A 25,777-nucleotide genomic window follows, 5' to 3' on the forward strand; every position below is an offset into this window, starting at 1 on the left:
TTCCCATGTCAAAAACCGCCGACGCACGCGTCAGCGGTTTATCAAAAAGAAGCTTGACGGTCACTGTCAATTGAATTACAGCGACAAGTTATAGATCTCGTTATATTTGTTCTCCAGATAATCACAAAGATAATCCGGATTCAGGTCCTCACCGGTGACGGCAAGAATCAGCTCAGATGGTGTACGGCTCTTTCCGTAGCGATAAATCTTGTCACTGAGCCACTCCTTAATCGGGAGCAGATTCCCCTTCGCAATATAGGTGTCGAATTCAGGCATTTCCTTGCGGAGTGTCACCAGAATCTGCGCGGCATACATATTTCCTAGCGAATAGGAAGCGAAGTAACCAAAATCTCCCCCGGACCAGTGTACATCCTGCAGGACACCGAGTCCGTCATTCGGCGGGGTGATCCCCAGATATTCCTGGTATTTTGCATTCCATACTTCAGGCAGCTTCTTCACATCAAGTCCTTCGTTGAAAAGCATCTTCTCAATTTCGTAACGGATAATGATATGAAGATTGTACGTCAGCTCATCGGCTTCGATCCGTATCAAAGAGTTCTCCACACGGTTGACAGCACGATAGAACTGTTCAACCTCTACATCTTTCAGCTGCTCCGGGAAATGCTTCTGCAAATCACCATAATACCGCTCCCAGAACGGACGGCTGCGGCCGATCATATTCTCCCACAGCCGGGACTGCGACTCATGTATTCCCATAGAGGTGCCTTGGGCCAGCAGCGTACCTGCAAGCTTCGGATCAATATTCTGCTCATAGAGGGCATGTCCGCCTTCATGCAGGGAACTGAAGATCGCACTTGTAACGTCATCCTGCAGATAATGGGTCGTAATCCGCACATCCCCCGGATTTAGTCCGGTTGCGAAAGGATGAACACTCTCATCCAGACGGCCAGCATCAAAATCGTACCCCATCTGTTCCAGAACAAACAGGCCGAATTTCTCCTGCTGGTCTTCGCTGAACAGCTGCTTCATAAAGGAGTTATCCGGTTTGTTCGGGGACGCCTGGATTTTCTCGAGCAGCGGCACCAGACGCGTTTTCACCCTATCAAACACTTTATCCAGCTTCTGGACAGTCATATCAGGCTCGTACATATCCAGCAGGGTATCATATCGAGTGTCCTTCACACCCCAATAATCAATAAATTCCTTCTTAAGCGCCACGATCTGGGACAGGTAAGGCTCAAATCCCGGAAAGTCACTGTTGTGCTTGGCTTCTTCCCAGTAAGTCTGGGCTTTGGCAGACAGAACGCTGTACTCCTGTATTTTCTCAGCAGGCACAGACTGGTTGAGGTCATAGTCCTTCTTGCTGTTCTCCACCTGACGGCGATCATCATCCGATAACGATTTCAGGACATCCGGCTGAGTCAAATATTCCAGCAGCTGTTCCATCTCATTCGAAACTTCCAGACGAAAGGCTTCGGCTGTTAATACACCCACTGTCTCGGAACGGATTTCTGTACCTTTGCGCGGCGCTCCGGTCCTCATATCCCAATGAAGAAGGCCAATCGCCTCGTGATAGCTTTTAATTTTCCGTACCAATTGTTTGAATGCTTGCAGTTGATCCGTGGTTTGCAGCGTCATGGCAGTTATTCCCCTCTCCGTAATTTTCCTTTCTTCTTGATGATACTTACCGATAGGGATATAATCAACTTTTAGCAGCAGGTCACTAACTCTCTGCCTTGATATCAGTCATTGAACGGAGGAATCATCATGAACCATATTGAAGAGATTTTGGAGCATAACCGTCAGTTTGTCGAATCTAAGGAATATGTGAAATATCAGAATGGCAAATCCCCACGCAAAAAAATGGTTATCGTCACATGTATGGATACGCGTCTGGTTGAGCTCCTCCCCAAAGCTATGAACCTGCGTAACGGTGATGTAAAAATTATTAAAACGGCCGGCGCGATCGTCTCACAGCCATTCGGCAGCGTCATGCGCAGTATCATGGTCGCCCTGTACGAGCTCGGAGCAGAAGAGGTTCTCGTGGTCGGTCATTACGATTGCGGCATGGCTTCCCTCGATTCCGAGAAGATGATTGGTCATATTCTTGAGCGCGGTGTATCGCAGGAAGTTCTGAATACGATTGAAAATATCGGGATCAAGCTTCCTAAGTGGCTGAAAGGGTTTGATAACGTCAGTGACGGGGTAATCAATACCGTGGAGATGATCCGCAGTCATCCCCTATTCCCCCCAAACGCACCGGTTCATGGTATGATCATTGATCCCGATACCGGGAGATTAGATCAGGTCGTGAACGGGTACGAACGGCAATAGACTTCTCTCTACTTTGCTTTTTGGCACGGATTTCGATCCGTGCCCTTTTTGTGTCTGCTGCAGCAAATTTGTCAAACCATACAGTGATAGTGTACACTTTTAAGTAAGCGGTCGCAAAGGTTACACGGCAGGCCGTTATAATAGCAAAGGAGAGTCGTCCGATGAACTTGTTATCTTACGGCTTGCTGGGCATGGTCGCCCGCGAGGAATCTTCCGGATACGACCTCATGCTCAAAATTCAGCCTTATTGGCAGGCCAAGCACAGCCAGATCTATCCTCTGCTGTCCAGAATGGAAGAGAAGAACCTGCTCTCATCCCGCTGGATTCAGCAATCCGACAAGCCTGACAAGAAGATGTACGGTATAACCGAGCATGGACGTGAAATTCTGCAGGAATGGATGCTCAGTCATTTGTCAGCACCGGTCACCCGGGATGAGCTTAGTCTGAGACTGTTCTGCCTGTGGTTGACAGAGGAAGAAGGTGCACGCCGCATGGTGGCGGAACGCAAACGGCACTTTTTGGAACGTATTGATTATTTTGAATCCCTTCTTGCCTCACGACCGCAGCATACACCCACTTTCGGCAGCCCGGAGTTCGGAGAATTTATCCTGATCCAGAAGGGCCTTATGAATGCACGTGCTGGCCTCGAATGGTGCCAGATGGTTTTGGGCATGATTCCCCGTGAAGGAACCACCAGCCTGCAGGAGAAACTTGTCTCAAGCATCTAGCTGCACAGATCAAAACAATTTTAAATGAAAATTGAAACCATTCTGGTTTCTGCACGTATTACCTGATATACACCAACACATACTTTACAGGGGGTAACTCAACGTTTATGAAAAATTTTAAATTAAAGAATCTGATGATGATCCTGATGACCATCACCCTTTTGTTCGCTACAACGATTGCACCAAGCACAGTTGACGCCAAACGCGGAGGCGGATTCAGTTCCGGCACACGCTCTTATACAACAACACCTAAGAAAGCCGATAACAACGTGTCCAAATCGAACACCAATTCCAACAAGTCCGGTACAACTTCCGGAACAACAGCTAACCGCGGTTTCTTCAGCGGCGGCGGATTCATGAAGGGTCTGCTCGTCGGCGGTCTGGCCGGCATGCTGTTTGGTGGATTGTTCGGCAATATGGGCTTCCTGGGTAACCTGCTTGGTCTCGCTATTAACCTGCTTGCTATTTATCTGCTGGTCGTTATCGTGGTGGCGATCTACAGAGGCTTCAAGAATCGTCGCAAACCTGACGACAGTCGTGGACGGTACTAATTCATGATTCTCAGTATGGACGAAATTATTAATGCGATCTGTCTGCATACAGCGGAACGCAAAGGCGTCCGCCCGACAGATGTCCAGGTGGAGCTTAGCTGGGATGAAGAGACAGGATATACTGCAGAGGTATGGGTCAGCGGCAGAAGCCAGTATCTGGTTGAGGCCAACATGATAGAGTCCATTCTGCGTTACCTGAACAGCGAATACGGTATTCGTGCTTATCGTGAACAAGTCAGTCTCGATCTTGATGAAGAGATCACCGCTCATGTAGTTACAGATTAAATAATACTAAAGCTCCCGACCCTTAACGGTCGGGAGCTTTTTTCATGCATCTACAGCTGTATGATTTTATAACTCAGCGCTTTCTCTACAATTTCCTTGGCAGAAAGCTCTTCCTCAGGCCAATAGATAAGATTGCTTATATCAGGACAAGGCACACTGAATTCGATTTTCTCCATCCACTGATGCTCTTCCTCTTCGCTTCCTTCTCCGTTCAGCAGTTTCTGCACAATAATAATCATTTCTTCTTTTGACAGTTTAATCATGCTAACGACCCCCCTACATCATTCGGATTTAATATTGTTCAATCTTAAAGACTCAGATAATAATGGGTGAATTCTTCATCCCTCACATATCCGTTCTTTTCATACAGACGCTGGGCAGTGGTGTTATTTATGCTTGTTGATAAAACCAGTTCCTTCGCTTTCTGTTGTTTACCATAGGTTTTAGCAGCTTCCAGCAGAAGCTGTCCTACTCCACGCCCGCGATCTGTTTCTTTTACATAGAGATCATTCAGGATCAGCGATCTCTGCATGGAGATGGAAGAGAATACAGGGTAAATTTGAGCAAACCCGGCAAGTGCTGTCCGGCTGCTTGTTTTGGCTATAAAGATAATGGATTCGCGGCGCTCCAAGCGCTCAGTCAAAAACTGCCGTGCGCGCTGCACATCTGTCTCCTGTGCATAGAACATCCGGTACTCATTAAAAACGAAGGCAACTTCCTCCAAGTCCTGAAGCGTCGCTTGAACAATATCATAAGATTGTTTCATGGATTGTTCTCCTTTTTGAGTTCATTTATAAAGTGTCAAAATACGATACGCTCTATTGCTATGTAACCGGCGCGCTGCGCAACCTGCCTTCTGCTATATAGAGAATAGGATGCTTATACCAGACAGTCTATCTATCTTCTCTTATCTAACATTGCCTCTAATATTAACGTACACTATAACTAAAAAGCACGCATCAGTTTTCACTGTGCGTGCTCGATCTTATTGGTTTTCCTCCAGTTCATCCGGCAGATCATACTTGTTAATATGAGAAGTTAGTGCTGCCACAGCGTCATTGGCGTTCGTAGTGGCAGGAACTTCGCGAACCACATCATCCGTACGATCATGATCGTTTAGATTGTTCGCCTCTGCTGCGTCCTGTGGGTTTACTTTCTTCATGGATGTGTCTCCCTTCCTATCGCAGTGGCTGATCCTGTTCCATCAACGTGTACAAAGGTACTTCCCGTTCTTCTTCAGGCCGATGCAGCGGGTAGATACGAGCCGTCTCAAGCTGCTCATCCACATGCTGAATATACACCGGCGCGCCTTCGCACCACACATTCGCCATGACCGGAGAACCTGCAATCTCCTGTACCCGCTGAACATTCATACCAGGAACCTCCCTTGTGAATCAATACTCGACATTACTATGCGCGAGATTGGAGGGGATTATTCGGTTTTGATTAATATTTGAACAACATCGCGATGAGCTGGTAACCGGCTCCAACGGTCCAGAAGAGCACATAATCCCCACGCTGTACGCGTCCACTTTCCAGAGCATCATGCAGCGCAATGAACGGACTGCTTGTCCCCGTATATCCGAAACGGTCCCCTACATAGATCATCCTGTCGGGATCAACGGCAAAATGCTCCTGAAAATGCTGCAGATTCGGCAGCACCAATTGCGAAAAGCAGTAAGCCTTGATATCGTGCACGGTCAGAGCATGGCGTGTCAACAGCGTCTCCACCATCTCATAAGTATGCGGAAGAGCAACACTGCCGTCGAAAGGCAGCCACTGAATGACATGCGAGGTTGAAGTCCCTTTCACTGCGCTTGCCAACCCTTGCGGAGGGTATAGGATTTTATCTCGATTGACTGTATCCGTAAAATAAATAGAATCCACGAACCCGGTCTCCTCTTCGGTCTGTTCGAGAATGACTGCTGCTGCTGCATCACCGTAATTGGCAAAGGTAATAGCATCTTCTGGATTAGCAATTAGCGTATTATAATCGGAGCCTACGACCAAAGCACGCTTTACTGATGGGCTCGTCAGCATATATCGCGCCGCATGGTCCACAGCCACAGTCATGCCTGCACAGTTTGCATTTGAATCTAACAGCATGGCATGGGAAGGTGCGCCAACAGCATGGTGCAGCATCAAAGCATTGGCGGGGAAGGTTGTCTCCGGCACCTGTGTGGAGAACACAATCATATCCATGTCAGCGCCCGTCATTCCTGCGCGAGCCAGCACTTTCTCAGCTGCAGCAATCCCCATGGTCAGTGTATTTTCTTCTTCGTTATCAATAATATATCTGCGTTCCCGGCCCATATGTTTCATAAGTCTGCGGATATCATTACCGCGGCGGTCAAAGTGGTCGATATAAAAAGAATTATCCACGGAGAGCTCTGGGTGATAGATTTCCAACGAGTGGATGCGAATATGGCTCATATTTAGTACTCCTATCCTGCAATGATCTGTTTTTGGGAAAAAAAGAACAAAACTTCATGTACGAAGTTCTGTTCAGGGCATCTTGCTATTCAACAACGACTTCCACATTGCTCAGGCCGGCTCCGCGTGCAACACGGCCAAGCTGCATTTTGATCAGCGTCTGGGCTTGCGTGATGATAAATACTACTTTTTGAAACCCGCTTTCTTTGTAACGGACGAATGAAGCGCTAAGCCCTTCAACATCACTTGGTCCCAGCAGGTTCATCGTTTTGCAGTCTACAACAAGCGTGTATTCCTTTGCATCGATTGAACCGGTTTTAGCGGCATAGTCCTTTACAAAGTTGTCGTAATCCTGGGGGGTGAATGTGCCTGATACCATCATGTCCATCGTTTTGTTTGCTCGATTGATTTCAATGCTGAATGCTTTTTGAGTCATAACGAATCTTCCTCCGTCTCGCAATATAAGTAAGCAGTACCTCATTATACAGTCCTCTCTAGATACAGGGAAAACAGTCATACTCTACTATGTATCGGCAGCAGCAGCATAAAAATGAAGATCAGACAGCTGTCCCAAACCAGTTCCTACTGCGGTGAATATACTAGATTGTCATCATCCTCATATTGCAAAGGAGCTGCTAGCAATGAAAAAAGTAAACAAATCACAAGGCCGTGTTGAAAACCAGGTCTATTCGAGCCGTGTTGTTCGTTCCGAATTTGACCGCAACTGGCGTACTGTAGTTACTGACAGCGGGTATGTAACCTATATCGCCAAGACCGATAATGCCCGTGTCGAGGTACTGCTGTCCAATAATGAAAGAAAATTGTTGGTATTTAATAAAGGCGGGAAGGTTCTCGTGGGCGGCGGTGGAACAAGTCACTACAGCAAGCCTCACCGGGCGATCACACTGTAACCAGAAATTGTAATTCGTTTATGCTCACTAAGCCCTCCCAATGGAGGGCTTCTTACTTATTATCAATTTCGTGCATGTCTGATCCAGAATATTCGGCCGGATAATTCTTCAACCCTAGGCCATCGTCTAATTCTTCATCCTCTAAAAACCATACACTGTAGCCTGATGGCTTCTTGACCATGGAGTCGGGAGCATATCGATCTTTGATATCAGAGAGGATGATCTGGCCGTATGAGGTCTGGAAAAAAAAAGTTGACGATGAAGCAGAGCAAGCTGGTAAAGGTAAAGGCTGTCCGTGCCAAAAGCAGCACGCTGTATGATCAATCCAAAGTGTGGCTGCGTAAATCTCTGGCTTCACCAAAGTTTGATCCGAACCATTTCAAAATCATCTATATGGGAGACAGCTGGGCTGCTGAAGGGAATATGACAGGCATAGCCGTGCTGAACGAAGCGCTGAATGTCAGCCGCAGCAAGAAACCGCTCCTTCTCCTGCACGGGGGCGATATTGTTTTCACCGGCACCAAGGAGCAGTTGAATTTCTTCAAGAAGAAAGTGAATAAAAAAGTACCTGATACCCCTGTGTTTGTGGCCGTGGGTAATCATGAGAGCACGCGTACGAATGGAAATTCCTCGCTGAATAACTACAAAAACATCATTGGGCCTTCCGCTATTCATTTTGCGTTACGAATCCCTTTTATCAAAATCATTGGATTAAACTCTGTTGGTCCCACGGGTAGCGGCCCATACGGATTACCGCCCAGCGAGCTGGCCTATCTCAAAGAACAACTAAAGACCAAGGCCAAAAATATTATTATTACAACCCACGTACCACCCAGCGACTGGAAATTCGGACAAGATGAATTCCTGAAACTGACCAAACAAAGCAATGTCTCTCTCTTCCTGTTCTCACATATTCATGCTTACAAAAGGTTTCAGATCAACGGTAAGCCTGCCATTATCTCCGGTGGAGCAGGAGCCGCTCTCGACAAAAATCAGATCAACCACATTGTGGAGCTGTCCGTCAACAGCGGTGTCATCACCACCAAAAAAATTCCGATCTCATGGCAGCTGTAGACTAGCTGCAAATGACTTTATTCGTATAAAAAAAGACAGCACCTCCGTGCAAGGAGATCTGCTGTCTTATTCTTGTTTATTTTCACCGCTTAATGGAGAAATCTCAGAGCCGTAATGCCGGATTTGGTTATGGTTTCACTTACGAGGTTATAACGGCCGCTGCCTTTGGAAGCCAAGTTGTAATGAGCGTACAGCAACGTGCCGCCCGGATCGTCAGAGATGCTCTGGATAGCAGGGGCTACATTATTGTAGACCTTCCCCCTTGGAGAAGTATACTGCAGGAACTTGCCATTATGTGCAATCGTCTCGGTGACTATTCCTGTTCCTGATTTATTCTTTTTCCCTACGGTTTGCAGGAAAGCCACACAAGGGTGCTTGGAATTGGGCAGGATCTCACGGGTTGCCACCCGTACCCCGAACACGCTGCCTACACTTGGCTTGGGGGGCTTCTTAAGCGCTGCCTGGTATTCCTGCAGTGTTTTATAGAACAGCAGCGCCTCAGGCCGTTTCTTCTTGAACTGCTCCTCATTGCTTACATGACCAAGTATCAAGACCGATTGACTTGTTACCGTATTCCTCGTACTGCCATTATGGACACCAAATGTCCAGACTCCTTTGACCAGCCGGTAATAAAGAACTCCGACACAGGTTCCTGCCGGTATCGCCATACCCTTCCCTCCTGTCTATGCAAGCGACTGCATTTGCTTACAGTAGATTCGGCAGAGGGTCCGAGTGCCATGGACAAAGCTTACTATAATTTTTATAGCTCTGGTCCTGCGGGAACACAGCCCGCACCACACTCGTTACATCCAGTATGCTACGGTCAATCAAAATGCTCTGACAGTATGCGTGCTCCTCATAGGTGTACTCGGCCGATTCTTCGCCAACCGCAGAATCGCTTCATACTCGGCTTTGGCTAATCGGCGCTGGCCGACAGGTGCGGTCGTATCGTTCACGATTTTAGCCAGCCTCTTCAACTCGTCATACTCCTTGGGAGTGACTTCTATTTTGCGCCGCATCAAACGTACCTCCTTTGCTTCCTCTAAAGGGATTAGAATAGATTGTTATCTGCAAAGATTATCGCGTTTGGGCCGGCGCATTCCGGCGGACACACCGCCGATCCCGTTAACAGGAGTCAGAGAAGCTGGAACCACGATCCTTTGGTTCTTCACTCGTTAACCGCTTGTCATCTGAAGAGTTTTTTACTGCGAGCAAGGATTTTTCACCTTCTTCAGGATTAGGAGCAGCTAAACCACGGTGATCCATCGGCAGTGCAACAATACTCGGATCCAGCTTCCCTTCGCTGTCTCCCGGGTCCAAGTCCTTGCGCTGTCGTTCCCGTATATAGGAAAGGCCGGCAAAACCTGCGATAAAGGCTGCGCTCATTTCTGCGAATACGTTTTGTGTCTGCGCCATCTCGGTCGCCGTTTTGGCCAGCACACCTGTTCCGATACCGATCAGAATGTCTCCGAGCAGCCCCAGTTCAAAATAAGCCCGCTTCCCGGCCTGCTCCTGACTCCATCGAATACCCAGCAGAAAACGCACAAAATCCATTGGTGTCAATATTATATTCAAGATCAGGCGTACCCATGATATGGATACATGCCCTAAAATGGCTGTTACCCATTCACCTCTTTCATAAGGTATGACAAATAAGGGTAATTGGATCACACCGTTCTTGGAATAATGACCGATTAATGCCCCGAGCAAGCTGGACAAAATGGACAGTCTGAACACACCCCAGAAGCTGCCCCAATCGTTAAAGGCCATGACATCCATGACTTCACCCCTTTTACAAACCTGTTTGTTTTAATTTATTTAGATAATTCTAGGTAAATTCCTTAAGTTTGTATATTTCCATTTCAGTATTGCCTTTGTCCTCGCCAGGAGGAATAGCGTCTTCAGTACGCACAAGTTTATAATAGATAGAAGTCTTATCAAATCCATCTCAAGTGAATCAGGAGGAATGACATTGGAATATACATATCTGGGACGGAGCGGCCTGCAGGTGTCGCGGTTTTGTCTGGGGACGATGACGTACGGGGACTGGGACATGGATGAGACGAGCTCCCTTGCGGTGATCAAGCGTGTTTTGGATTCAGGCATTAATTTTATCGACACTGCGGATACCTATGGAAAAGGAACGACCGAAGAGATTATCGGTAAAGCCATTCAAGGACGCCGGGATGAGGTCATCGTCGCGACAAAGTTCAAGGTTCGCACTGCAGAAGGTCCCAATGGGGAAGGTGCCAGCCGTTACCGGATTATGCGTCAGGTTGAAGCCAGCCTGAAGCGTCTGAAGACCGATTACATCGACCTCTATCAGGTTCACCGTCCGGATCCGAACACGCCGCTGGACGAGACACTGAGAGCTCTGGATGATCTTGTAACTCAAGGCAAGGTCCGGTATATCGGCTGCTCCAATTTCGAAGCTTGGCGGATTGTAGAGTCTCTGTGGGTGAGCGAGAAGAGGAATCTGGAACGTTTTGTGACGAACCAGCCTTCTTTTAATCTTTTTAACCGCTACATCGAACAAGAGATACTGCCTGCCAGTGAACGTCATGGACTGGCTACTCTCGCTTACTCTCCCATGGATGGAGGGTGGTTGTCTGGTAAATACAGGCTGGGTCAGCCTCTCCCTGACAATTCGCGCGGTGAACGAATGGATCCGGAGGCCCCACATAACAGAGCAAAGCTGGAGAAGGTTGAGCTGCTGGCCGAGCGGGCCGAAGCGAAGGGGATCAAGCTCAGCCAATTTGCGCTGGCCTGGCTGCTGCAGCGGCCCGGGGTCATTCCCGTCATCGGCGTACGAAGCGAGCAGCAGCTCCAGGATAATCTGAAAGCATTAGAAGTTGAGCTGACGCAGGATGATCTGGACCTGGTAGATCAAATTTCTCCGAGTCCCTATAAGGATTTCTCAGGCGACGGAAGCTTCTGGTTTACTGAACCACGTCAATACCGCTTCAAATAAATAAAGAGCCCCTCCCGCTTAAAAGCGGAAGGGGCTTATGCATTATAATAACAATGTAATTGTCAGCAGGTCGAACAGGACGAGGGGCAAAATCTGATTATAGTAATACGGATTGTACAATCCGCGTCGGTCATACCCGCCTTGAACCTGAAGATGAACATGACAGCCGTCCATTTGGACCAGCATGCCCTCGTATGTGACACCATCAAGCGTCTCTACTCTGACCTTGTGATTCAGGTAAGGATTACAGGAATGTTCGAATTTCTGTTTCAGACCTTTAATCATGTGGACATGAGAAGGTTCTGCCTGATAAATAATTTGTTGCGATCTTGGTAACTGCATTGTTGTACCTCCGTCAATCAAGATACCACATTCTATGCATCCGCCCGCCCAAGGTCACTGCTGTATAACAGATTGGTCTGTTCCGTTTGCCGCAGTCCCCTCCTGATTCATATAGAGGCAGCTGCCTGCAGCCAACCTGACATAATCCATGGAAGCTCGGAGATGACATTCCTCGGACCTCGTGGATATCTGCCGGCCTTCCAGTAAAGAATGGATATGAATCACTTCAGGCATTTGGCCAAAAGCGTTCCAGCAGAATACATTTAGCAAAGAGATTGCCGCTCTTATAACTTCTTCATGATAGCTGATCAGAAACTTATGTATTTCCAGTTGTTCAGCTTTACCGCCATCCGTATGAAGCCAAGCTGCTTGCACAAGGACCGAAAGGTTCGAGCGGAGTTCGGGAACGTACACATGCTGCTCATCATACAGAAGAAAAGGCCGGGGTAATTCCTGTAAATCCACAGCGATCCTTGACAGCTGGTCACCGAAAGTCTGCTTCAGTTCCCAATATTGCTGGAGAGAATCAAAACCTTCCAGTCCAGGTGGCCACCACTTCTCAAGCAGATAAGCTATAGGTATTTCCTGCCGGATTAAGGGTTCCATAGCGAAGAACTCATTAAGGGTATGGCTTACTGCATATTGTGCACGGTGACGCCAAAGACAGCTGCTTCGTGTCTCCTTCTTAAGACAATCGCCATCTGTCCGCTTCAAAAACGCTTCCAACTGATAATCAAATAACACCGGCACATCCCTCGTCACGTTATCATTCATCCGTATTCCCCTCCTCCAATCGAAAAGTAAATCAATCAACACCTGCCAATAGTTCTGCAGCCCTCCTCCCAAACTGGCGGCACCGTTCTTTTTCTTCCCCTTCCGGATGAAATTCAATTTTCAGACTTTCCTGAACGATGGAAGCTCCCCTCTCCCTCAGCTTCCGTTCAACCAGATCAACTGCACCGCAAAACTGGGCGTAGGCCAGATCACCGCTTCCGAATACCGCCGCTTGTATCCCCGTAAGATTCATCCCATCCAGCTCTTCATACAAGTTGATGAATTCGTCTGGCACTTCGCCATCTCCCCAGGTATATAAGCCCATCAGAACACCGTCATGCTCCAATATTTCTGTAGAGTTCATATCCTTACAGGAGACTAGCTTCACTTCACCTGCATTCTCCCCTGCACCTTCAGCAATCAGCTCTGCAATCTCTTCGGTGTTACCGGTCAGGCTGGCATACACGATGAATAGTTTTCCCATCCCGTCCCCTCACTTTTATAAAATTATGATTCTTTGCTCCGCAAAAGTAATGTCTGTAGTCCTTGCTGAATACAGCTAAATCATAAATGATAATGATTATCATTGTCAATAGTATCGATAAAGGGATCAAAAAAACCGCTAAACACCCGTTCAGCGGCAAACCCTTCTCCTATTTATACGCGTTCTGCAGCAAGCTTCTGCTCATACGTTAACAGCGGTTCAATCTCATAAACCCAGACCCCGTTCTCAGCCACTTTTAATCTAGCCATCCCCTGCCTGCGCAGCTGCTCAAGCGCCTTGGATGCCTGTTCAATATCCATGGGGATAAGCAATGCCACCTCTGCTGCGGTTAGCAGATAACCCTGTTCCCGGGCAAACTGCAGAATATGTCTCTGCGCATAGACAGCTGAATTTTTGCGGTGAAGAATCCAGGCGACATGGCCTCCGACGACAGGAATGAAACCAAAGAAGATCAGACCCATATCAAAATAAATTTGATATTGTATCGCTGCAAAAGTATATAATACCAGGACAAACCATCCGAATCCCACGGTCAGCCAGATAATCCATCGCTTGCTCTCTTCCCGCATGCCCAGCACTCCTTTTCCTGTTATACTTGCCTCGACCGTTTACCTAATATAAATAATTTACCCGTCGCAAAATATTTATAAACGGAACCGGAAGGTCAGGGGCACCTCCTCCAGGCGTTAAGCGAGAATGAAACTGGCATGAAAAGGCGGAATTGTTGTACAATAAAATCCAAATGACTGTTGAAGGATGGAGCACAAAATGTATATTGCAGAAGACTGGAAAGACTATGAAGTAATTGATACTGGAAATGGCGAGAAGCTTGAGCGTTGGGGTGACGTTATTTTGCGTCGTCCGGACCCTCAAATTATTTGGCCTATTGCCTCCGAAGATGCAGACTGGCGCAACGTGCACGGCCACTATCACCGCAGCTCTTCCGGCGGCGGACAGTGGGACATGAAGAAGCAGCTGCCGGAACGCTGGACGATCGGTTACCGCAATCTCAAGTTTCATATCAAACCAACTAACTTTAAACATACAGGATTGTTCCCAGAGCAGGCAGCGAATTGGGGCTGGATGATGGACAAAATCTCGAATGCCGGACGCCCAATCTCCGTTCTGAACCTGTTCGCCTACACCGGCGGAGCAACCGTTGCAGCAGCCTCTGCCGGTGCACAGGTCGTACATGTTGACGCAGCTAAAGGTATGGTTCAATGGGCCAAAGAAAATGCGCAGCTGTCCGGTCTTGCGGATCGCCCGATCCGCTTTATTACAGATGATGTTTTCAAATTTGTTCAGCGTGAACAGCGCCGGGGCAATAAATATGACGCCATTATTATGGACCCGCCTTCTTACGGCCGCGGACCTAATGGTGAGACATGGAAGCTCGAATCCAGCTTGTTCCCGTTCCTGGAATCCTGCATGGAAATTCTGTCCGCTCAGCCACTATTTCTGCTGATCAACTCCTACACAACCGGGATCTCGCCCTCGGTCCTCCGCAACATGCTGACCATGACGATGGAGAAACGCTATGGGGGCACTATTTCTGCAGGAGAAATCGGTCTGCCGATTACTCGTTCGGGACTGAATCTTCCTTGTGGCATTCTCGGCCGCTGGGAGTCCTGAGTTATGGCGCGTTCTGAGCATCATTCCGGAGATACCATTCCGGTACTCTACGAAGATAACCATGTGCTCGCGGTCGTTAAACCCGTCAATGTGCCCACTCAAGAGGACGCAACAGGCGACCCCGATCTGCTGACGCTGCTGAAGGCGGATTTGAAGGACAGGCACCACAAGCCGGGTAATGTGTTTCTTGGACTTGTCCACCGCCTGGACCGGCCTGTAGGTGGTGCGATGATCTTCGCCAAAACCTCCAAAGGAGCCTCTCGTCTCTCCGAAAGCGTACGCAGCCATGCACTGGAGAAAGAATATGCGGCCGTCATACACGGTCATCCTGCCCGGTCTGAAGGGATGCTGCGGCATTACCTGCTGAAGGACACACGTACGAACAATGTATCGTCGGTCCCTTCAGGCACAGCAGGCGCCAAGGAGGCAGTGCTGGAATACAGAGTCATCGCACAAAGTGACAAACACAGCCTGGTTCACGTTAAACTGCATACCGGTAGATCCCATCAGATCAGGGTACAAATGAAAGAAATCGGCTGTCCTCTTTACGGGGACCAAAAATACGGCACTTCCCTGAATAAACCCGGGCAGCAGCTGGCACTCTGGTCAATGATCGCCGGCGCGCCTCACCCGACAATGCGGGAGCCCATGCGCTTCATTTCCCTTCCTCCCCGCCAGTACCCTTGGGACCAGTGGGAGACGGAGATCTACGAGAGAGCCGCTTCCTCCTCCCGACCATGAGCCTGATAACAAACCGGACAGTCAAAAGCCCCTCAACCATGGTTGAGGGGCTTTGTTGTATAGACAGCGGTTAAGCTGTTGTCTCTACTGTTTTCTTCACTTCGCTGTGTTCCATAATATTGTTCTCTGCATGTGGTTTGGTTCTCTTGATGAAGAAGGCCAGGACCAATGCCGCGGCTGCGAAACCAGTAGCAACGATAAACGCATAGTTGATGCCATAAATCGTTGAGTCAACCTGAATTTGCGCCATTGCCGCTTTATCAGGTGCAGCTTGCAGACCGGCTGCCAGCTCCTGTCCGTGACTTTTGGCTTTGTTCGTCATAATCGTAACAAGCAGGGCTGTACCGATCGAACCGCCAATTGTACGCAGTGTGTTGGACATCGCCGTACCATGCGCATTCAAGCGCTGAGGCAGCTGATTCAGACCTGCAGTCTGGATCGGCATCATCAGCATGGACATCCCGAACATACGGGCTGTATAGATAATCATCAGCTTCGTATATGTGATATCTACAGTCAGGTTAGCGAACTCCCAGCTTGTAATTACGGTAATAATCAGTCCAATTACAGCCAGCCAGCGGGCACCGACACGGTCAAAGATTGCACCTGTAATCGGCGACATCACACCCATGAGCAGGGCTCCTGGAAGCATAAGCAAACCAGATTCAACAGGTGTAAAGCCACGGATTTGCTGCAGGAAAATCGGCAGCAAAATCATACCTGCATACATTGCCATCGTAATCAAGACGTTGATCACTGTCGTTAAGCTGTACATATTATATTTGAAAATCCGGAACTCGAGCATCGGATTCTCGACCTTCATCTGGCGCAGAATAAATACAATTACCGCAAGCGCTCCTATAATCAAGCAGCTGATAACGGTAGCACTTCCCCAGCCGTCAGTACCTGCATCACTGAAGCCGTAAAGCAAACCGCCAAAACCAATCGTTGACAACACAACTGCCAGGAAGTCCAGTTTTGGTTTGGATGTTTCGGTAACATTCTTCACGAAGAAGATACCGATCAGCATAGACAGAACTGCAAACGGAAGAATCATCCAGAAAAGCACATGCCAGTTATAGTTCTCAATTATCCAACCGGAAAGTGTTGGACCGACAGCCGGTGCGAAGATCATCGCAATCCCCATCGTCCCCATCGCCTGTCCCCGTTTCTCAATTGGGAAGATATTCAGGAAGACAACGGTCATCAGAGGCATCAGGATCCCTGCGCCCATGGCCTGAACGACACGGCCTGTCATCAGCAGTGAAAAATTCGGACTGATCGCACACAGGAACGTACCTATAGAAAATAAGGCCATAGAAGTTATAAACAGTTGACGTGTTGTAAAACGTGCAATCAGAAATGCAGTTACCGGGATCAGGACCCCATTCACGAGCATAAAGCCGGTCGTCAGCCATTGAGCTGTGCTGGCTTCAATGCCTAGAGTCTCCATCATTTTGGGCAATGCGACGTTCATCAGTGTCTGGTTGAGGAACGCGACAACCGCACCAATCATAAGTGCAGCAATGATAGGCCCTTTTTTAATATGTTGCAGCGAAGAATTCATTCTGTGTTCATCCCTTTTCCTTCTAGCTTTTCGATCATTCGTTGGTGAATGCTTAATACAAAATCCATATCCTTCTTAGGAATATCCAAGATAGGAGACACTCTGTTCATCCAAAGTGAATTGGTATACTCGCGGATCTCCTCTCCTTTCTCCGTCATTCGCAGTGTCAGCACACGGCGATCGCTCTCCAGTCTCTCCCGGCTTACATAACCTGCCTTCACAAGCCGGTCTACAACCCCGCTCATGGAGCTGCTTCCCATAAAGCAGGCATCCGCTAACTCAGCCAGCCCGATATTCGGGCGGCTCTTCAGGACATTGAGCACCATAAATTGAATGGAGGTAAGTCCTGATTCGCTCTCCGAGGTCTCATTCCAGAACACCCGGTATAACGATTGGCTTACCTGCCTGAACGACTGAATCACCTGCATCAGTTCTTGTTGTTGATGGTCCAAAACACACCATCCTTTAGTTTAATAGTATAATCATTCGTAAGCGAAATATTATGATTACAATAAAGAATTTTACCATACTTTATGAAATTGTCAATCGGTTTCAAAAGTTTTCACATCTGCCATCTGATGTGACATATGGCCGCTGCATCTCTGCATGAGCCTCTGCCGCATCCATTATGAATCCATGCTCAGCTAGTAATTTTATTGAGCAGGAAGACGAGCAAATTCTGATTATGCTGTGAGATCCGGTCTAACACATCGGACATGAAACTGTTGCGAATCTGAACGCCTCGCTTGGCTTCTTCTTTTCCCCGCTCCGTCAGGTAGATCCATATCATTCTGCGGTCATCCAGATGCCGTACCCGTGAAATCAGCCCATTCTTCTCCATCCGATCAAGCAGCATGGTTACAGCCGCTGGGGTCGTCTCCAAAATCGGAATCAGCTGTGAAGGCTTCATGCGGCCCGCCTCATAGAGAACTTCCAATACAACCAATTGGGACTCGGTCAAGCCGGGAGCGAGATGCTCCTCCATGTACGTTTTATAATCCTTGGTCAGCTTGGACCATAATTTCGCGAATTCAATGGTTTGCATATTCATCTCTCCTTCGGATTCGTTGTTTCGGGAACGCACAGCAAGGGATGATTAACCTGGTTAAAATTTACGTAGGTTAAAGGTTCGTTGCTTCCTTGAGGATTCCTGCCCTTCGACATAAGCTCTTATGAAAAGGGGAAGGAAGCCCTAATCTAAAGGAAATATTACATGAATTCTTCGACAGCAGCGAGCAAAAAAGGCGTTTCTTCTGCTGCACGCAAGAAGAAACGCCTTTTATGTCATTGATGCGGTTTGATCTGTTAAAACTGACGAATCAAGTAAGTAATCTCATCTTTTTTGTCGATGGATACCAGATTTTTACCTATATCTTTACGCTCCTGAATAGGAGCTTTCAGAGTGCTGAATACATGGATGTGCCCTTCGCGGGTTACGGCTTCGACACTTTGTTCTTCTTTGCAGTAGAATGCGCCAATCAGGCGCGTGCCATTGGAACGGACCCGTTTGCCTTCCTTAAATTCAAAGGTCAACATACCTTTACCGCCCCGGCCCTGAATCGGATAATCCAGCAGCAGGGTGCGCTTCGCGTAGCCAAGTTCACTCATGACCAGTACTTCCCCTTCGTCCTGACCAGGGTACAGGGCTGCGATTACCTCATCGCCATCCCCTAACTGTATACCTTTCACGCCGCCGGATACCCGTCCCATCGGGCTCACTTCCTCTTCCTTGAAGCGAATGCTCATGCCCTGACTGGTCAGCAGCATCAGCTCCTCCTTGCCGCTGCTCAAGGAGACGTCCAGCACTTCGTCCCCGGCACCAAGCTTGCAGGCAGCTACTGCACCGGAACGTTTGGTCGAGTATTCTTTTAACAGGGTACGCTTGACCTGACCTTTCTTCGTAACAAACACCAGGCTGCTCTCAAAGTCATCAAAGCCTTTGACCGGTACCACGCTGACAATCCGATCTTCCTTAGCCAGCGGAATCACATTAACAATCGGTGTACCGGGGTCCTTCCACTTGAATTCCGGTATTTGATGAACCGGCAGCAGGAAGTACTGCCCGCGCTGCGTAAAGACAAGCAGATTCTCAAGTGTATTCACATCCAGCAGGCGGTTGATGTGATCGCCTTCCTTCGTTCCTGACGCGCTGCGTTCGCCTCCCGAGCGGGTGAAGGACAGCATGCCTGTCCGCTTGATGTAACCATCTTGGGACAGCGTCACCAGGACATCTTCGCTGTTAACGAGCACTTCCAGGTTTACTTTCAGCTCTTCTACTTCACCCTGGATCTGAGAATGGCGATCTACGCCATACTTTTCACGGATGTCCATCAGTTCCTTGCGGATGACACCGATCAGCTTCCGATCGCTGTTGAGAATGGCCTGAAGTTGGGCAACCTTCTTCTGAATATCGGCCAATTCCTTCTCTAGCGAGGTGATCTCCAGATTGGTCAGACGATACAGCTGCAAGGTCAGGATGGAATCGGCCTGCCGTTCACTGAATCCAAACATCCACTGTAGATTGTTCTGCGCGTCCTGACGGTTCTTCGATGCCTTGATAGCAGCAATAACCTCATCCAGAATATTTAGCGCCTTCACCAGGCCCTCAAGTACGTGTGCACGATCTTCCGCTTTCTCCAGCTCAAACTTCGTCCGGTTGGTCACAATCTCCCGCTGGTGGGCGATATAGGCTTCCAGAATCGGCTTGAGACCCAGCTGATGAGGTGCTTTGTTCACAATAGCTACCATGTTGAAGTTGTAGTTGACCTGAAGATCGGTCTTCTTCAGCAGGAAAGCCAGGATACCTGTAGCATCAGCGTCTTTCTTCAATTCGACAACGATCCGCAGCCCATCCCGTCCGCTCTCGTCCCGAACTTCCGCAATGCCCTCTACCTTTTTCTCGAGGCGGATATTCTCCATCGCTGTAACGAGACGGGATTTCACAACCTGAAACGGAATTTCGGTGATCACGATCTGCTGCTTGCCGCCGCGGAGCTGCTCAATCTCCGTCTTGGAGCGGATATAGATCCGGCCCTTGCCTGTACGGTACGCATCCAGAATGCCTTCACCGCCCATGATGGTACCGCCTGTCGGAAAATCAGGTCCTTTGATAAAGGTCATAATCTCTTCGAGTTCAATCTCCGGCTTTTCCATCACCGCGATACAGGCATCAATCACTTCCCGCAGGTTGTGGGGTGGAATCTCTGTTGCAAAACCGGAGGAAATACCGCTAACACCGTTCACCAGCAGGTTCGGGTAACGGGAAGGAAGAACGACCGGTTCTTTGGCCGTGTTATCAAAATTATCTTTGAACAAAACAGTACGCTTCTCAATATCGCGCAGCAGCTCCATAGCGATCGGAGACAACCGTGCTTCTGTATATCGCATCGCCGCGGCCGGATCATCGTCCTGCGAGCCCCAATTGCCATGTCCATCAATGAGAACATGCCCCATTTTCCAAGGCTGTGCCATACGCACCATACCTTCATAAATCGAAGAATCACCGTGCGGATGATAGTTACCCATGACATCACCGACCGTTTTGGCCGATTTGCGGTATGGTTTATCCGGTGTGTTGCCTGAATCGTACATGGCGTACAGAATCCGGCGCTGCACCGGCTTTAGACCGTCCCGTACATCCGGGATTGCGCGGTCCTGAATAATATATTTGGAGTATCTGCCGAAGCGGTCACCAACAACCTCTTCAAGAAAAGCAGGTAAAAACTGTTCGGATAGACTCATGTGCTACACCTCTTTTTAAAAATAACCGTTATCCGAAGGCAAATGGTTATTTTTAAAACCCGGCCAAAACCATGAATTCATAGCCGGTATGCAGTCGAACTGCAATTCATTATAATAACCGTTCCCTTGTCATCTGGTTTTTAAAAGGGGCAGCATGCTGCCCCTTAGCTTTATTCCTCGTATTCGGTAAAATCAACATTCTCCACAATCCAGCGTTTGCGCGGATCAACCTTGTCACCCATCAGGGTGGACACCCGTCGCTCGGCTTTGGCTGCATCCTCGATCTGAACCTTAAGCAGCGTACGGGTTTCTGGATTCATCGTTGTCTCCCACAGCTGGTCAGGGTTCATTTCTCCCAGCCCCTTGTATCGCTGCAGCTCAAAATTTTTACCGAATTCCTTGGCGTAATTCTGCAGCTGCTCGTCATTCCATGCGTAGTGAGACGTTTCCAGCTTGCCGGATTTGCGCGATATTTTATACAGCGGCGGCTGTGCGATAAAGACTTTGCCCCCGTCAATCAATGGCTTCATATAACGGTAGAAGAAGGTCAAAAGAAGAACCTGGATATGAGCACCGTCCGTATCCGCGTCCGTCATAATGATGATCTTGGAATAATTGCTGTCCTCTATATCGAAGTCTGGCCCGATGCCAGCCCCGATAGCTGCCATAATAGCCTGGTATTCATCATTTTTCATGATATCCGTCAGCTTGGCTTTCTCCGGATTCATCGGCTTGCCCTTCAAAGGCAAAATAGCCTGAATCTTGGAGTCCCTGCCCTGCTTGGCTGAACCGCCGGCAGAATCCCCTTCGACGATGAACAGCTCGGTCCGCGAGAAATCTTTGGACTGCGCCGGTGTAAGCTTGCCTCCCAGATTAGAGCTCTCGCTGCGCTTGCGCCCGTTGCGCATATCGTCACGGGCCTTGCGGGCAGCCTCGCGGGCTTTGGAAGCCTGTATCGCCTTTTTGAGCAGCAGTTGGGCGACTTGAGGATTCTCATCCAGAAAACGCTGCATGTTCTCAGAAACTACGGCGTCAAGTGCACTGCGGGCAGACGCGCTGCCCAGCTGATCCTTGGTCTGGCCGACGAATTCAACCTCGGACATTTTGACACTGATGACGGCCATCATGCCCTCGCGAAGGTCGTTTCCTTCCAGATTTTTGTCCTTCTCCTTCAGCATGTTCGCCTTGCGCGCATAGTCGTTAAGAACACGGGTATAAGCCGTCTTGAAACCGGTCTCATGCGTTCCTCCTCCCCGAGTCGGAATGGAGTTGACGAATGAAGCCAGCGTCTCGGTATAACCTGCATTGTACTGGATGGCAACCTCAACCTCAATGTCATCCCGCTCTGCGTTAAAATGGACTACATCGTGCAGAACATCCTTGCCTTCATTCAGAAAAGCTACGAATTGTGCAGCTCCACCCTCATAATAGAACTCGTCAGCCTTGCCGCTCCGTTCATCCTTCAAGGTGATTCTCAGACCCGAATTCAGAAATGCAATCTCCTGCAGTCGCTCGGCCAGTGTATCATAGTTCACGTTAATACCAGCCTGAAATACACGGATATCCGGCTTAAACGTAACTTTGGTTCCTGTACGGTTGGTGTTGCCCAGCACTTCGAGTCCCGTAACCGGCTCTCCGACGTGCTCTTTGCCTTTCTTATCTTCCCAATATTCAAAACGCTGACGGTGAATCTTACCTTCACGGTAAATTTCCACTTCCAGCCATTCGGACAGTGCGTTTGTTACTGAAGCGCCGACACCGTGCAGACCGCCCGATTTCTTATATCCGGAACCGCCAAACTTACCGCCGGCATGCAGAATCGTAAACACGACCTGCGGTGTTGGAATTCCTGTCTTATGCATCCCCGTTGGAATGCCCCGCCCGTTATCATATACCGTAATCGATCCGTCTTTATGCAGATTTATCTCGATTTTGGAGCAGAATTTGGCGAGATGCTCGTCGACAGCGTTGTCCACGATTTCCCAAACCAGATGATGCAGGCCTGAAGAACTTGTGCTGCCGATATACATACCCGGCCGTTTGCGCACTGCGACAAGTCCTTCAAGCACTTGAATGTCGTCCGCGCCATACCCGGAAGAATCCTGCTCCTCCCGAGCCCGATCTGGAAATAAATCGATTTGGTCGACCATTCATGCTCCCCCTTTTATACCTAAACATTGGTCATGTTGCTCAAAAATGCAAACAGATGTTTTCTTTACCTTGTCCATTTTAATTCAAGATATCCCGTTTCGTAAAGACGGTGAATGACACAATCAGTGCCGCAATGCCCCAAACACCAAGGACAGCAAGGGAAAACAGCAGTGTCATCCCTTCGATTGGAGCCGGGCTGCCGGCCAGATAATTGGTCAATCCCAGATTAACCATAAACAAATATTTGGCACTTTCCCATGCGGAGGCCATATTTGTCAGGATCGTCCCGGCAATCAGAGCCGCCATCATAACGACAATACTTGCAGCTGTACTGCGGACAAGTACAGATACCATAAAAGCCAGAGATGCTACCACAAGTGCCACAAACCAGATCAGACCGCCCTGCATCAACAGGTACTGCCACTGCGGCACCGCATGCACAGCTGAAATATCCACGTTCGAGCCATTAATCTGGAAGCCTGTGAATACCGGAATATCAAACCCTTTATAACCGAAAAATAACCCTGATATTAAATAGCTGATGACGAATGTACTGACCACAATCAAGGACACAAACATGCCGAGAGTCAGCAGCTTGCTCAGCAGGATTTTCCAGCGTTTTACCGGCCTTGTCAGAAGCATCTTGATCGTACCGGTTGTCCGTTCGCCGGATACCAGATCCGAGGCTACTGCCATAATGAGAAGCGGAATGAACAGATTAATGGAGTTATCCATAAATTCTCTCGTAAAAGTAACACCATTCGGTTCGTTCGGATTGACGTTATGCTCCAAATAATACTGCATTTGCTGAACAAATATTCGACGGTATTTTTTCCATTCCTCCGGGACCCGGTCGCTGCCCAGAGAATTTTGGTTGTCCGTAATGGCCTGCTGAAGCTCTAGACGCCAGTCCCCGTTAAATTTATCTCTATTATTCTGGGCCACCTTGGCCTGGGCATATGTAAAAATAGGAACGAGGACGAGGAGGATCAGGAGAATGACGTAGAATCGTTTTTTCTTAATAATCTTCAAGGTCTCGTTCTTCACCAGGGGCATGATGTTATTCAATAGTCTCACCCTCCGTCAGTTTCAGAAATAGCTGCTCCAGGGTCGGATTAATTTTATTAACCGCCTCTACCCGAATTCCCGCGCCTACCAGCTCGGCCACCAGTTCCGGAATCTCGCTCTCATCCACTTCCGTAACTACGGCATTCGGGCCCATGCCTGCGATCAGCGTATCGTCCAGCACCAGTTCCGGCTGTGTAACCAGCTGTACGTGAGGATGAGCCGTAAGAAGCGAGCGCCCCTGCTCCAGCGGAGACAGCTCCCATACTGCCAAGTTAGAATGCTGCTCCACCAGATCCTTTACACCCCCTACAGCAAGAACCCGGCCGCGGCTGATGATAGCAACACGTTCACACAGCAGCTGAATTTCACTGAGCAGATGACTGGATACGAAGACAGCCATGCCTTCCTCGGCCAGACGGCGTATAAATTCACGAAGCTCCTTGATTCCTTTGGGGTCCAGACCATTGGTCGGCTCATCCAGGATCAGCAATTTCGGTCTGCCCAGAAGCGCCTGAGCGATACCCAGACGCTGACGCATACCGAGAGAGTACGTTCTGACTTTATCATGAATGCGCTGGTCCAGCCTCACGATCTCAACAACCTCACGAATGCGATCCTCATCGATTCCCGGCTGCATTCTGGCAAAATGTTCCAGGTTCTCCCACCCGGTCAAATACGTATATACTTCAGGGTTCTCCACAATGGATCCCACATACTGAAGCGCCTTCTCCTGCTCCCGGTTCACATTATAGCCGCAGACCATAATCTTCCCTTCGGTTGGCTTGATCAGGTCCACCAGCATACGGATGGTCGTCGTTTTGCCTGCACCGTTGGGTCCGAGAAAACCGAAAATTTCTCCGGCCCGAACATCAAATGTTACATCCTGTATGATCCATTTGCGCCCGATCTTCTTTTTCACTTGCTGTACTGACAGTACAACTTCCTGGTCCCGGGTCATGGCTGTGCCCCCTCTTCCGCTTTTGTATTGTCTGCCGGGATTCCCTGTACAATTCTATCAGCAATGGCCTGGTAGCCTTCGCCGTTAGGATGAAAATGGTCGGAGGATAAATATTTCGCGAGGTTCTGCTGGAACAGATCAAAAGTAGGGACAACGATCATATTCTTATCCTTGGCCGCAACACTTATCGCTGCCTGGTTCCATGTATTCACAATTTCATTGCCGGGGCCGAGGAGCTGTGGAATATCACCGAACGGATTATATAGCCCCACATAAACGATAGTCGCATTCTTGTTTATCTCTCGAATCTTCTCCAGCACGGTCTGCAGGCGTTTGGACGCCTCCGGCAGAGCAGCCTTAAGCTGTTCGATGGTTGGAATGGTTCCGCTCATGCTCTGAGCCGCCTGTGCGCCCTGGAACAAATCATTTCCGCCGATCGACAGCAGGATCAGATTTGATTTCTTAAGTACATACTGCACACCTGGATCGTTCAGACGCTGGAGCAGTCCTTCTGTCGTCAGTCCGTTGATGGCCAGGTTGTTCAACAGTTCAACATCGCGTCCAGACTTGTCCAGCACCGTTATAGATCTGCGTACAAAACCGCTGCCGCTGTCATCTCCCGTACCTCTGGCCAGCGAGTCACCGATTGCCGCAATTTCAAGCTTCTTGGCTGCTGCGGCAGTTTCCTGTCCATCAGTCTGCTGATCTCCTTGTAACGCTGGCTCCTGCGATGACAGGCCGCTGCCGGCCTTCGGAGAGACAATATCTTTCACCCCGACAACGAATCCTGCCAACAGCAGGACCGTTGCTGCGAGCGATCCAAGACCGACAACCCGCCAAATCCACTTTGAAGATTGATTCATCTTCTCTTTCTCCTCCTTCGTCACCTGCTGAACATGATGGGTAAATTCGACAGCTACAGACCTAATAATAAGGGCAGTATCTTCGAGCATTTTCCTTCAGATTACGGCTTATTTCCGCTATTTCACACTAGTTACATAAACATAAATCTTCTTAGCACATTTTGCAAATCCAGTATTTTTGTGAACA

The 25,777-nt window shown here is 48.8% G+C and carries 31 protein-coding genes; 9 read left to right on the top strand and 22 right to left on the bottom strand.

Annotation, left to right across the window (positions count from 1 at the left end; translation table 11 throughout):
* Positions 1-75: 75 nt before the first annotated feature.
* The gene (locus tag Q5741_RS00875; RefSeq protein WP_305022154.1) at positions 76-1,599 is read right to left on the bottom strand and encodes a carboxypeptidase M32; all 1,524 of its coding nucleotides are present in this window, start codon (positions 1,597-1,599) and stop codon (positions 76-78) included.
* Positions 1,600-1,728: 129 nt separating this feature from the next.
* Here Q5741_RS00875 and Q5741_RS00880 point away from each other — a divergent pair, with 129 nt between their 5' ends.
* The 4 genes from Q5741_RS00880 to Q5741_RS00895 all read left to right on the top strand — a co-directional run bounded on the left by Q5741_RS00880 (position 1,729) and on the right by Q5741_RS00895 (position 3,859).
* Positions 1,729-2,295 carry a beta-class carbonic anhydrase gene (locus Q5741_RS00880; protein ID WP_305022155.1) on the top strand — a complete coding sequence of 189 codons (567 nt, stop codon included), beginning with the start codon at positions 1,729-1,731 and terminating at the stop codon, positions 2,293-2,295.
* A 161-nt stretch (positions 2,296-2,456) separates the two neighbouring features.
* Positions 2,457-3,023, top strand: coding sequence for a PadR family transcriptional regulator (locus Q5741_RS00885; RefSeq protein ID WP_305022156.1), 567 nt, complete (start codon positions 2,457-2,459; stop codon positions 3,021-3,023).
* A 107-nt stretch (positions 3,024-3,130) separates the two neighbouring features.
* A complete protein-coding gene (locus Q5741_RS00890) occupies positions 3,131-3,574 on the top strand; it encodes a hypothetical protein (RefSeq protein ID WP_305022157.1) in 444 nt (147 codons plus the stop codon).
* Between the two features lie 3 nt (positions 3,575-3,577).
* Positions 3,578-3,859, top strand: coding sequence for a YxcD family protein (locus tag Q5741_RS00895; protein ID WP_305022158.1), 282 nt, complete (start codon positions 3,578-3,580; stop codon positions 3,857-3,859).
* Positions 3,860-3,909: 50 nt separating this feature from the next.
* Here the strand turns inward: Q5741_RS00895 and Q5741_RS00900 are convergent, their stop codons facing one another.
* The 6 genes from Q5741_RS00900 to Q5741_RS00925 form a co-directional block, all read right to left on the bottom strand.
* Positions 3,910-4,122, bottom strand: coding sequence for a hypothetical protein (locus Q5741_RS00900; protein ID WP_305022159.1), 213 nt, complete (start codon positions 4,120-4,122; stop codon positions 3,910-3,912).
* 44 nt (positions 4,123-4,166) lie between these two features.
* The gene (locus Q5741_RS00905) at positions 4,167-4,625 is read right to left on the bottom strand and encodes a GNAT family N-acetyltransferase (RefSeq protein ID WP_305022160.1); all 459 of its coding nucleotides are present in this window, start codon (positions 4,623-4,625) and stop codon (positions 4,167-4,169) included.
* A gap of 219 nt (positions 4,626-4,844) precedes the next feature.
* On the bottom strand, positions 4,845-5,021 hold the full coding sequence (locus tag Q5741_RS00910) for a hypothetical protein (RefSeq protein WP_305022161.1): 177 nt from the start codon (positions 5,019-5,021) through the stop codon (positions 4,845-4,847).
* A gap of 16 nt (positions 5,022-5,037) precedes the next feature.
* Positions 5,038-5,232 carry an H-type small acid-soluble spore protein gene (locus tag Q5741_RS00915; RefSeq protein ID WP_305022162.1) on the bottom strand — a complete coding sequence of 65 codons (195 nt, stop codon included), beginning with the start codon at positions 5,230-5,232 and terminating at the stop codon, positions 5,038-5,040.
* 73 nt (positions 5,233-5,305) lie between these two features.
* Complete coding sequence (locus tag Q5741_RS00920) at positions 5,306-6,292, bottom strand: ketoacyl-ACP synthase III (RefSeq protein WP_305022163.1); 987 nt, start codon at positions 6,290-6,292, stop codon at positions 5,306-5,308.
* An 85-nt stretch (positions 6,293-6,377) separates the two neighbouring features.
* Positions 6,378-6,728 carry a hypothetical protein gene (locus Q5741_RS00925; protein ID WP_305022164.1) on the bottom strand — a complete coding sequence of 117 codons (351 nt, stop codon included), beginning with the start codon at positions 6,726-6,728 and terminating at the stop codon, positions 6,378-6,380.
* A gap of 205 nt (positions 6,729-6,933) precedes the next feature.
* On the opposite strand from Q5741_RS00925, the gene Q5741_RS00930 reads away from it, so the two are divergent.
* The gene (locus Q5741_RS00930) at positions 6,934-7,203 is read left to right on the top strand and encodes a hypothetical protein (protein WP_305022165.1); all 270 of its coding nucleotides are present in this window, start codon (positions 6,934-6,936) and stop codon (positions 7,201-7,203) included.
* 231 nt (positions 7,204-7,434) lie between these two features.
* Entirely contained in the window at positions 7,435-8,277 is an 843-nt protein-coding gene (locus Q5741_RS00935; RefSeq protein WP_305022166.1) for a metallophosphoesterase family protein, read from the top strand.
* An 89-nt stretch (positions 8,278-8,366) separates the two neighbouring features.
* On the opposite strand, the gene Q5741_RS00940 is transcribed toward Q5741_RS00935, so the two are convergent.
* The 3 genes from Q5741_RS00940 to Q5741_RS00950 all read right to left on the bottom strand — a co-directional run bounded on the left by Q5741_RS00940 (position 8,367) and on the right by Q5741_RS00950 (position 10,056).
* Positions 8,367-8,945, bottom strand: a complete 579-nt coding sequence (locus Q5741_RS00940; RefSeq protein WP_305022167.1) for a hypothetical protein — start codon at positions 8,943-8,945, stop codon at positions 8,367-8,369.
* A gap of 159 nt (positions 8,946-9,104) precedes the next feature.
* On the bottom strand, positions 9,105-9,296 hold the full coding sequence (locus tag Q5741_RS00945; protein WP_305022168.1) for a hypothetical protein: 192 nt from the start codon (positions 9,294-9,296) through the stop codon (positions 9,105-9,107).
* Between the two features lie 106 nt (positions 9,297-9,402).
* The gene (locus tag Q5741_RS00950) at positions 9,403-10,056 is read right to left on the bottom strand and encodes a hypothetical protein (RefSeq protein WP_305022169.1); all 654 of its coding nucleotides are present in this window, start codon (positions 10,054-10,056) and stop codon (positions 9,403-9,405) included.
* A 187-nt stretch (positions 10,057-10,243) separates the two neighbouring features.
* Between Q5741_RS00950 and Q5741_RS00955 the strand changes: the two genes are divergently transcribed.
* Positions 10,244-11,248 carry an aldo/keto reductase gene (locus Q5741_RS00955; RefSeq protein ID WP_305022170.1) on the top strand — a complete coding sequence of 335 codons (1,005 nt, stop codon included), beginning with the start codon at positions 10,244-10,246 and terminating at the stop codon, positions 11,246-11,248.
* A 42-nt stretch (positions 11,249-11,290) separates the two neighbouring features.
* On the opposite strand, the gene Q5741_RS00960 is transcribed toward Q5741_RS00955, so the two are convergent.
* The 4 genes from Q5741_RS00960 to Q5741_RS00975 form a co-directional block, all read right to left on the bottom strand.
* Positions 11,291-11,590: an acetyl-CoA acetyltransferase gene (locus Q5741_RS00960; protein ID WP_305022171.1), complete on the bottom strand. Its 300-nt coding sequence runs from the start codon at positions 11,588-11,590 to the stop codon at positions 11,291-11,293.
* 54 nt (positions 11,591-11,644) lie between these two features.
* On the bottom strand, positions 11,645-12,364 hold the full coding sequence (locus Q5741_RS00965) for a hypothetical protein (protein WP_305022172.1): 720 nt from the start codon (positions 12,362-12,364) through the stop codon (positions 11,645-11,647).
* Between the two features lie 31 nt (positions 12,365-12,395).
* The gene (locus tag Q5741_RS00970) at positions 12,396-12,848 is read right to left on the bottom strand and encodes a flavodoxin (RefSeq protein WP_305022173.1); all 453 of its coding nucleotides are present in this window, start codon (positions 12,846-12,848) and stop codon (positions 12,396-12,398) included.
* A gap of 173 nt (positions 12,849-13,021) precedes the next feature.
* Complete coding sequence (locus Q5741_RS00975; RefSeq protein ID WP_305022174.1) at positions 13,022-13,438, bottom strand: hypothetical protein; 417 nt, start codon at positions 13,436-13,438, stop codon at positions 13,022-13,024.
* A gap of 199 nt (positions 13,439-13,637) precedes the next feature.
* Between Q5741_RS00975 and Q5741_RS00980 the strand changes: the two genes are divergently transcribed.
* A complete protein-coding gene (locus Q5741_RS00980) occupies positions 13,638-14,501 on the top strand; it encodes a class I SAM-dependent methyltransferase (RefSeq protein ID WP_305022175.1) in 864 nt (287 codons plus the stop codon).
* 3 nt (positions 14,502-14,504) lie between these two features.
* Positions 14,505-15,242 carry an RluA family pseudouridine synthase gene (locus Q5741_RS00985; protein ID WP_305022176.1) on the top strand — a complete coding sequence of 246 codons (738 nt, stop codon included), beginning with the start codon at positions 14,505-14,507 and terminating at the stop codon, positions 15,240-15,242.
* Positions 15,243-15,312: 70 nt separating this feature from the next.
* Here the strand turns inward: Q5741_RS00985 and Q5741_RS00990 are convergent, their stop codons facing one another.
* The 8 genes from Q5741_RS00990 to Q5741_RS01025 form a co-directional block, all read right to left on the bottom strand.
* Positions 15,313-16,809 (bottom strand): DHA2 family efflux MFS transporter permease subunit, encoded by a 1,497-nt coding sequence (locus Q5741_RS00990; RefSeq protein ID WP_305022177.1) that lies wholly within the window; start codon positions 16,807-16,809, stop codon positions 15,313-15,315.
* The gene (locus Q5741_RS00995) at positions 16,806-17,261 is read right to left on the bottom strand and encodes a MarR family winged helix-turn-helix transcriptional regulator (protein ID WP_345784142.1); all 456 of its coding nucleotides are present in this window, start codon (positions 17,259-17,261) and stop codon (positions 16,806-16,808) included. The genes Q5741_RS00990 and Q5741_RS00995 overlap by 4 nt, the downstream gene beginning before the upstream one ends.
* A gap of 188 nt (positions 17,262-17,449) precedes the next feature.
* A complete protein-coding gene (locus Q5741_RS01000) occupies positions 17,450-17,854 on the bottom strand; it encodes a MarR family transcriptional regulator (protein ID WP_305022178.1) in 405 nt (134 codons plus the stop codon).
* A gap of 260 nt (positions 17,855-18,114) precedes the next feature.
* The gene (gyrA, locus tag Q5741_RS01005; RefSeq protein ID WP_305022179.1) at positions 18,115-20,550 is read right to left on the bottom strand and encodes a DNA gyrase subunit A; all 2,436 of its coding nucleotides are present in this window, start codon (positions 20,548-20,550) and stop codon (positions 18,115-18,117) included.
* A gap of 170 nt (positions 20,551-20,720) precedes the next feature.
* Positions 20,721-22,700, bottom strand: a complete 1,980-nt coding sequence (gene parE / locus Q5741_RS01010) for a DNA topoisomerase IV subunit B (RefSeq protein ID WP_305022180.1) — start codon at positions 22,698-22,700, stop codon at positions 20,721-20,723.
* 79 nt (positions 22,701-22,779) lie between these two features.
* Complete coding sequence (locus Q5741_RS01015; protein WP_305022181.1) at positions 22,780-23,769, bottom strand: ABC transporter permease; 990 nt, start codon at positions 23,767-23,769, stop codon at positions 22,780-22,782.
* Positions 23,762-24,727, bottom strand: a complete 966-nt coding sequence (locus Q5741_RS01020; RefSeq protein ID WP_305022182.1) for an ABC transporter ATP-binding protein — start codon at positions 24,725-24,727, stop codon at positions 23,762-23,764. Before Q5741_RS01020 ends, Q5741_RS01015 begins: the two co-directional genes overlap by 8 nt.
* The gene (locus tag Q5741_RS01025; RefSeq protein WP_305022183.1) at positions 24,724-25,590 is read right to left on the bottom strand and encodes a GDSL-type esterase/lipase family protein; all 867 of its coding nucleotides are present in this window, start codon (positions 25,588-25,590) and stop codon (positions 24,724-24,726) included. Before Q5741_RS01025 ends, Q5741_RS01020 begins: the two co-directional genes overlap by 4 nt.
* Positions 25,591-25,777: the final 187 nt, after the last annotated feature.

Source organism: Paenibacillus lacisoli (assembly GCF_030580655.1).
GTDB lineage: Bacteria > Bacillota > Bacilli > Paenibacillales > Paenibacillaceae > Paenibacillus > Paenibacillus lacisoli.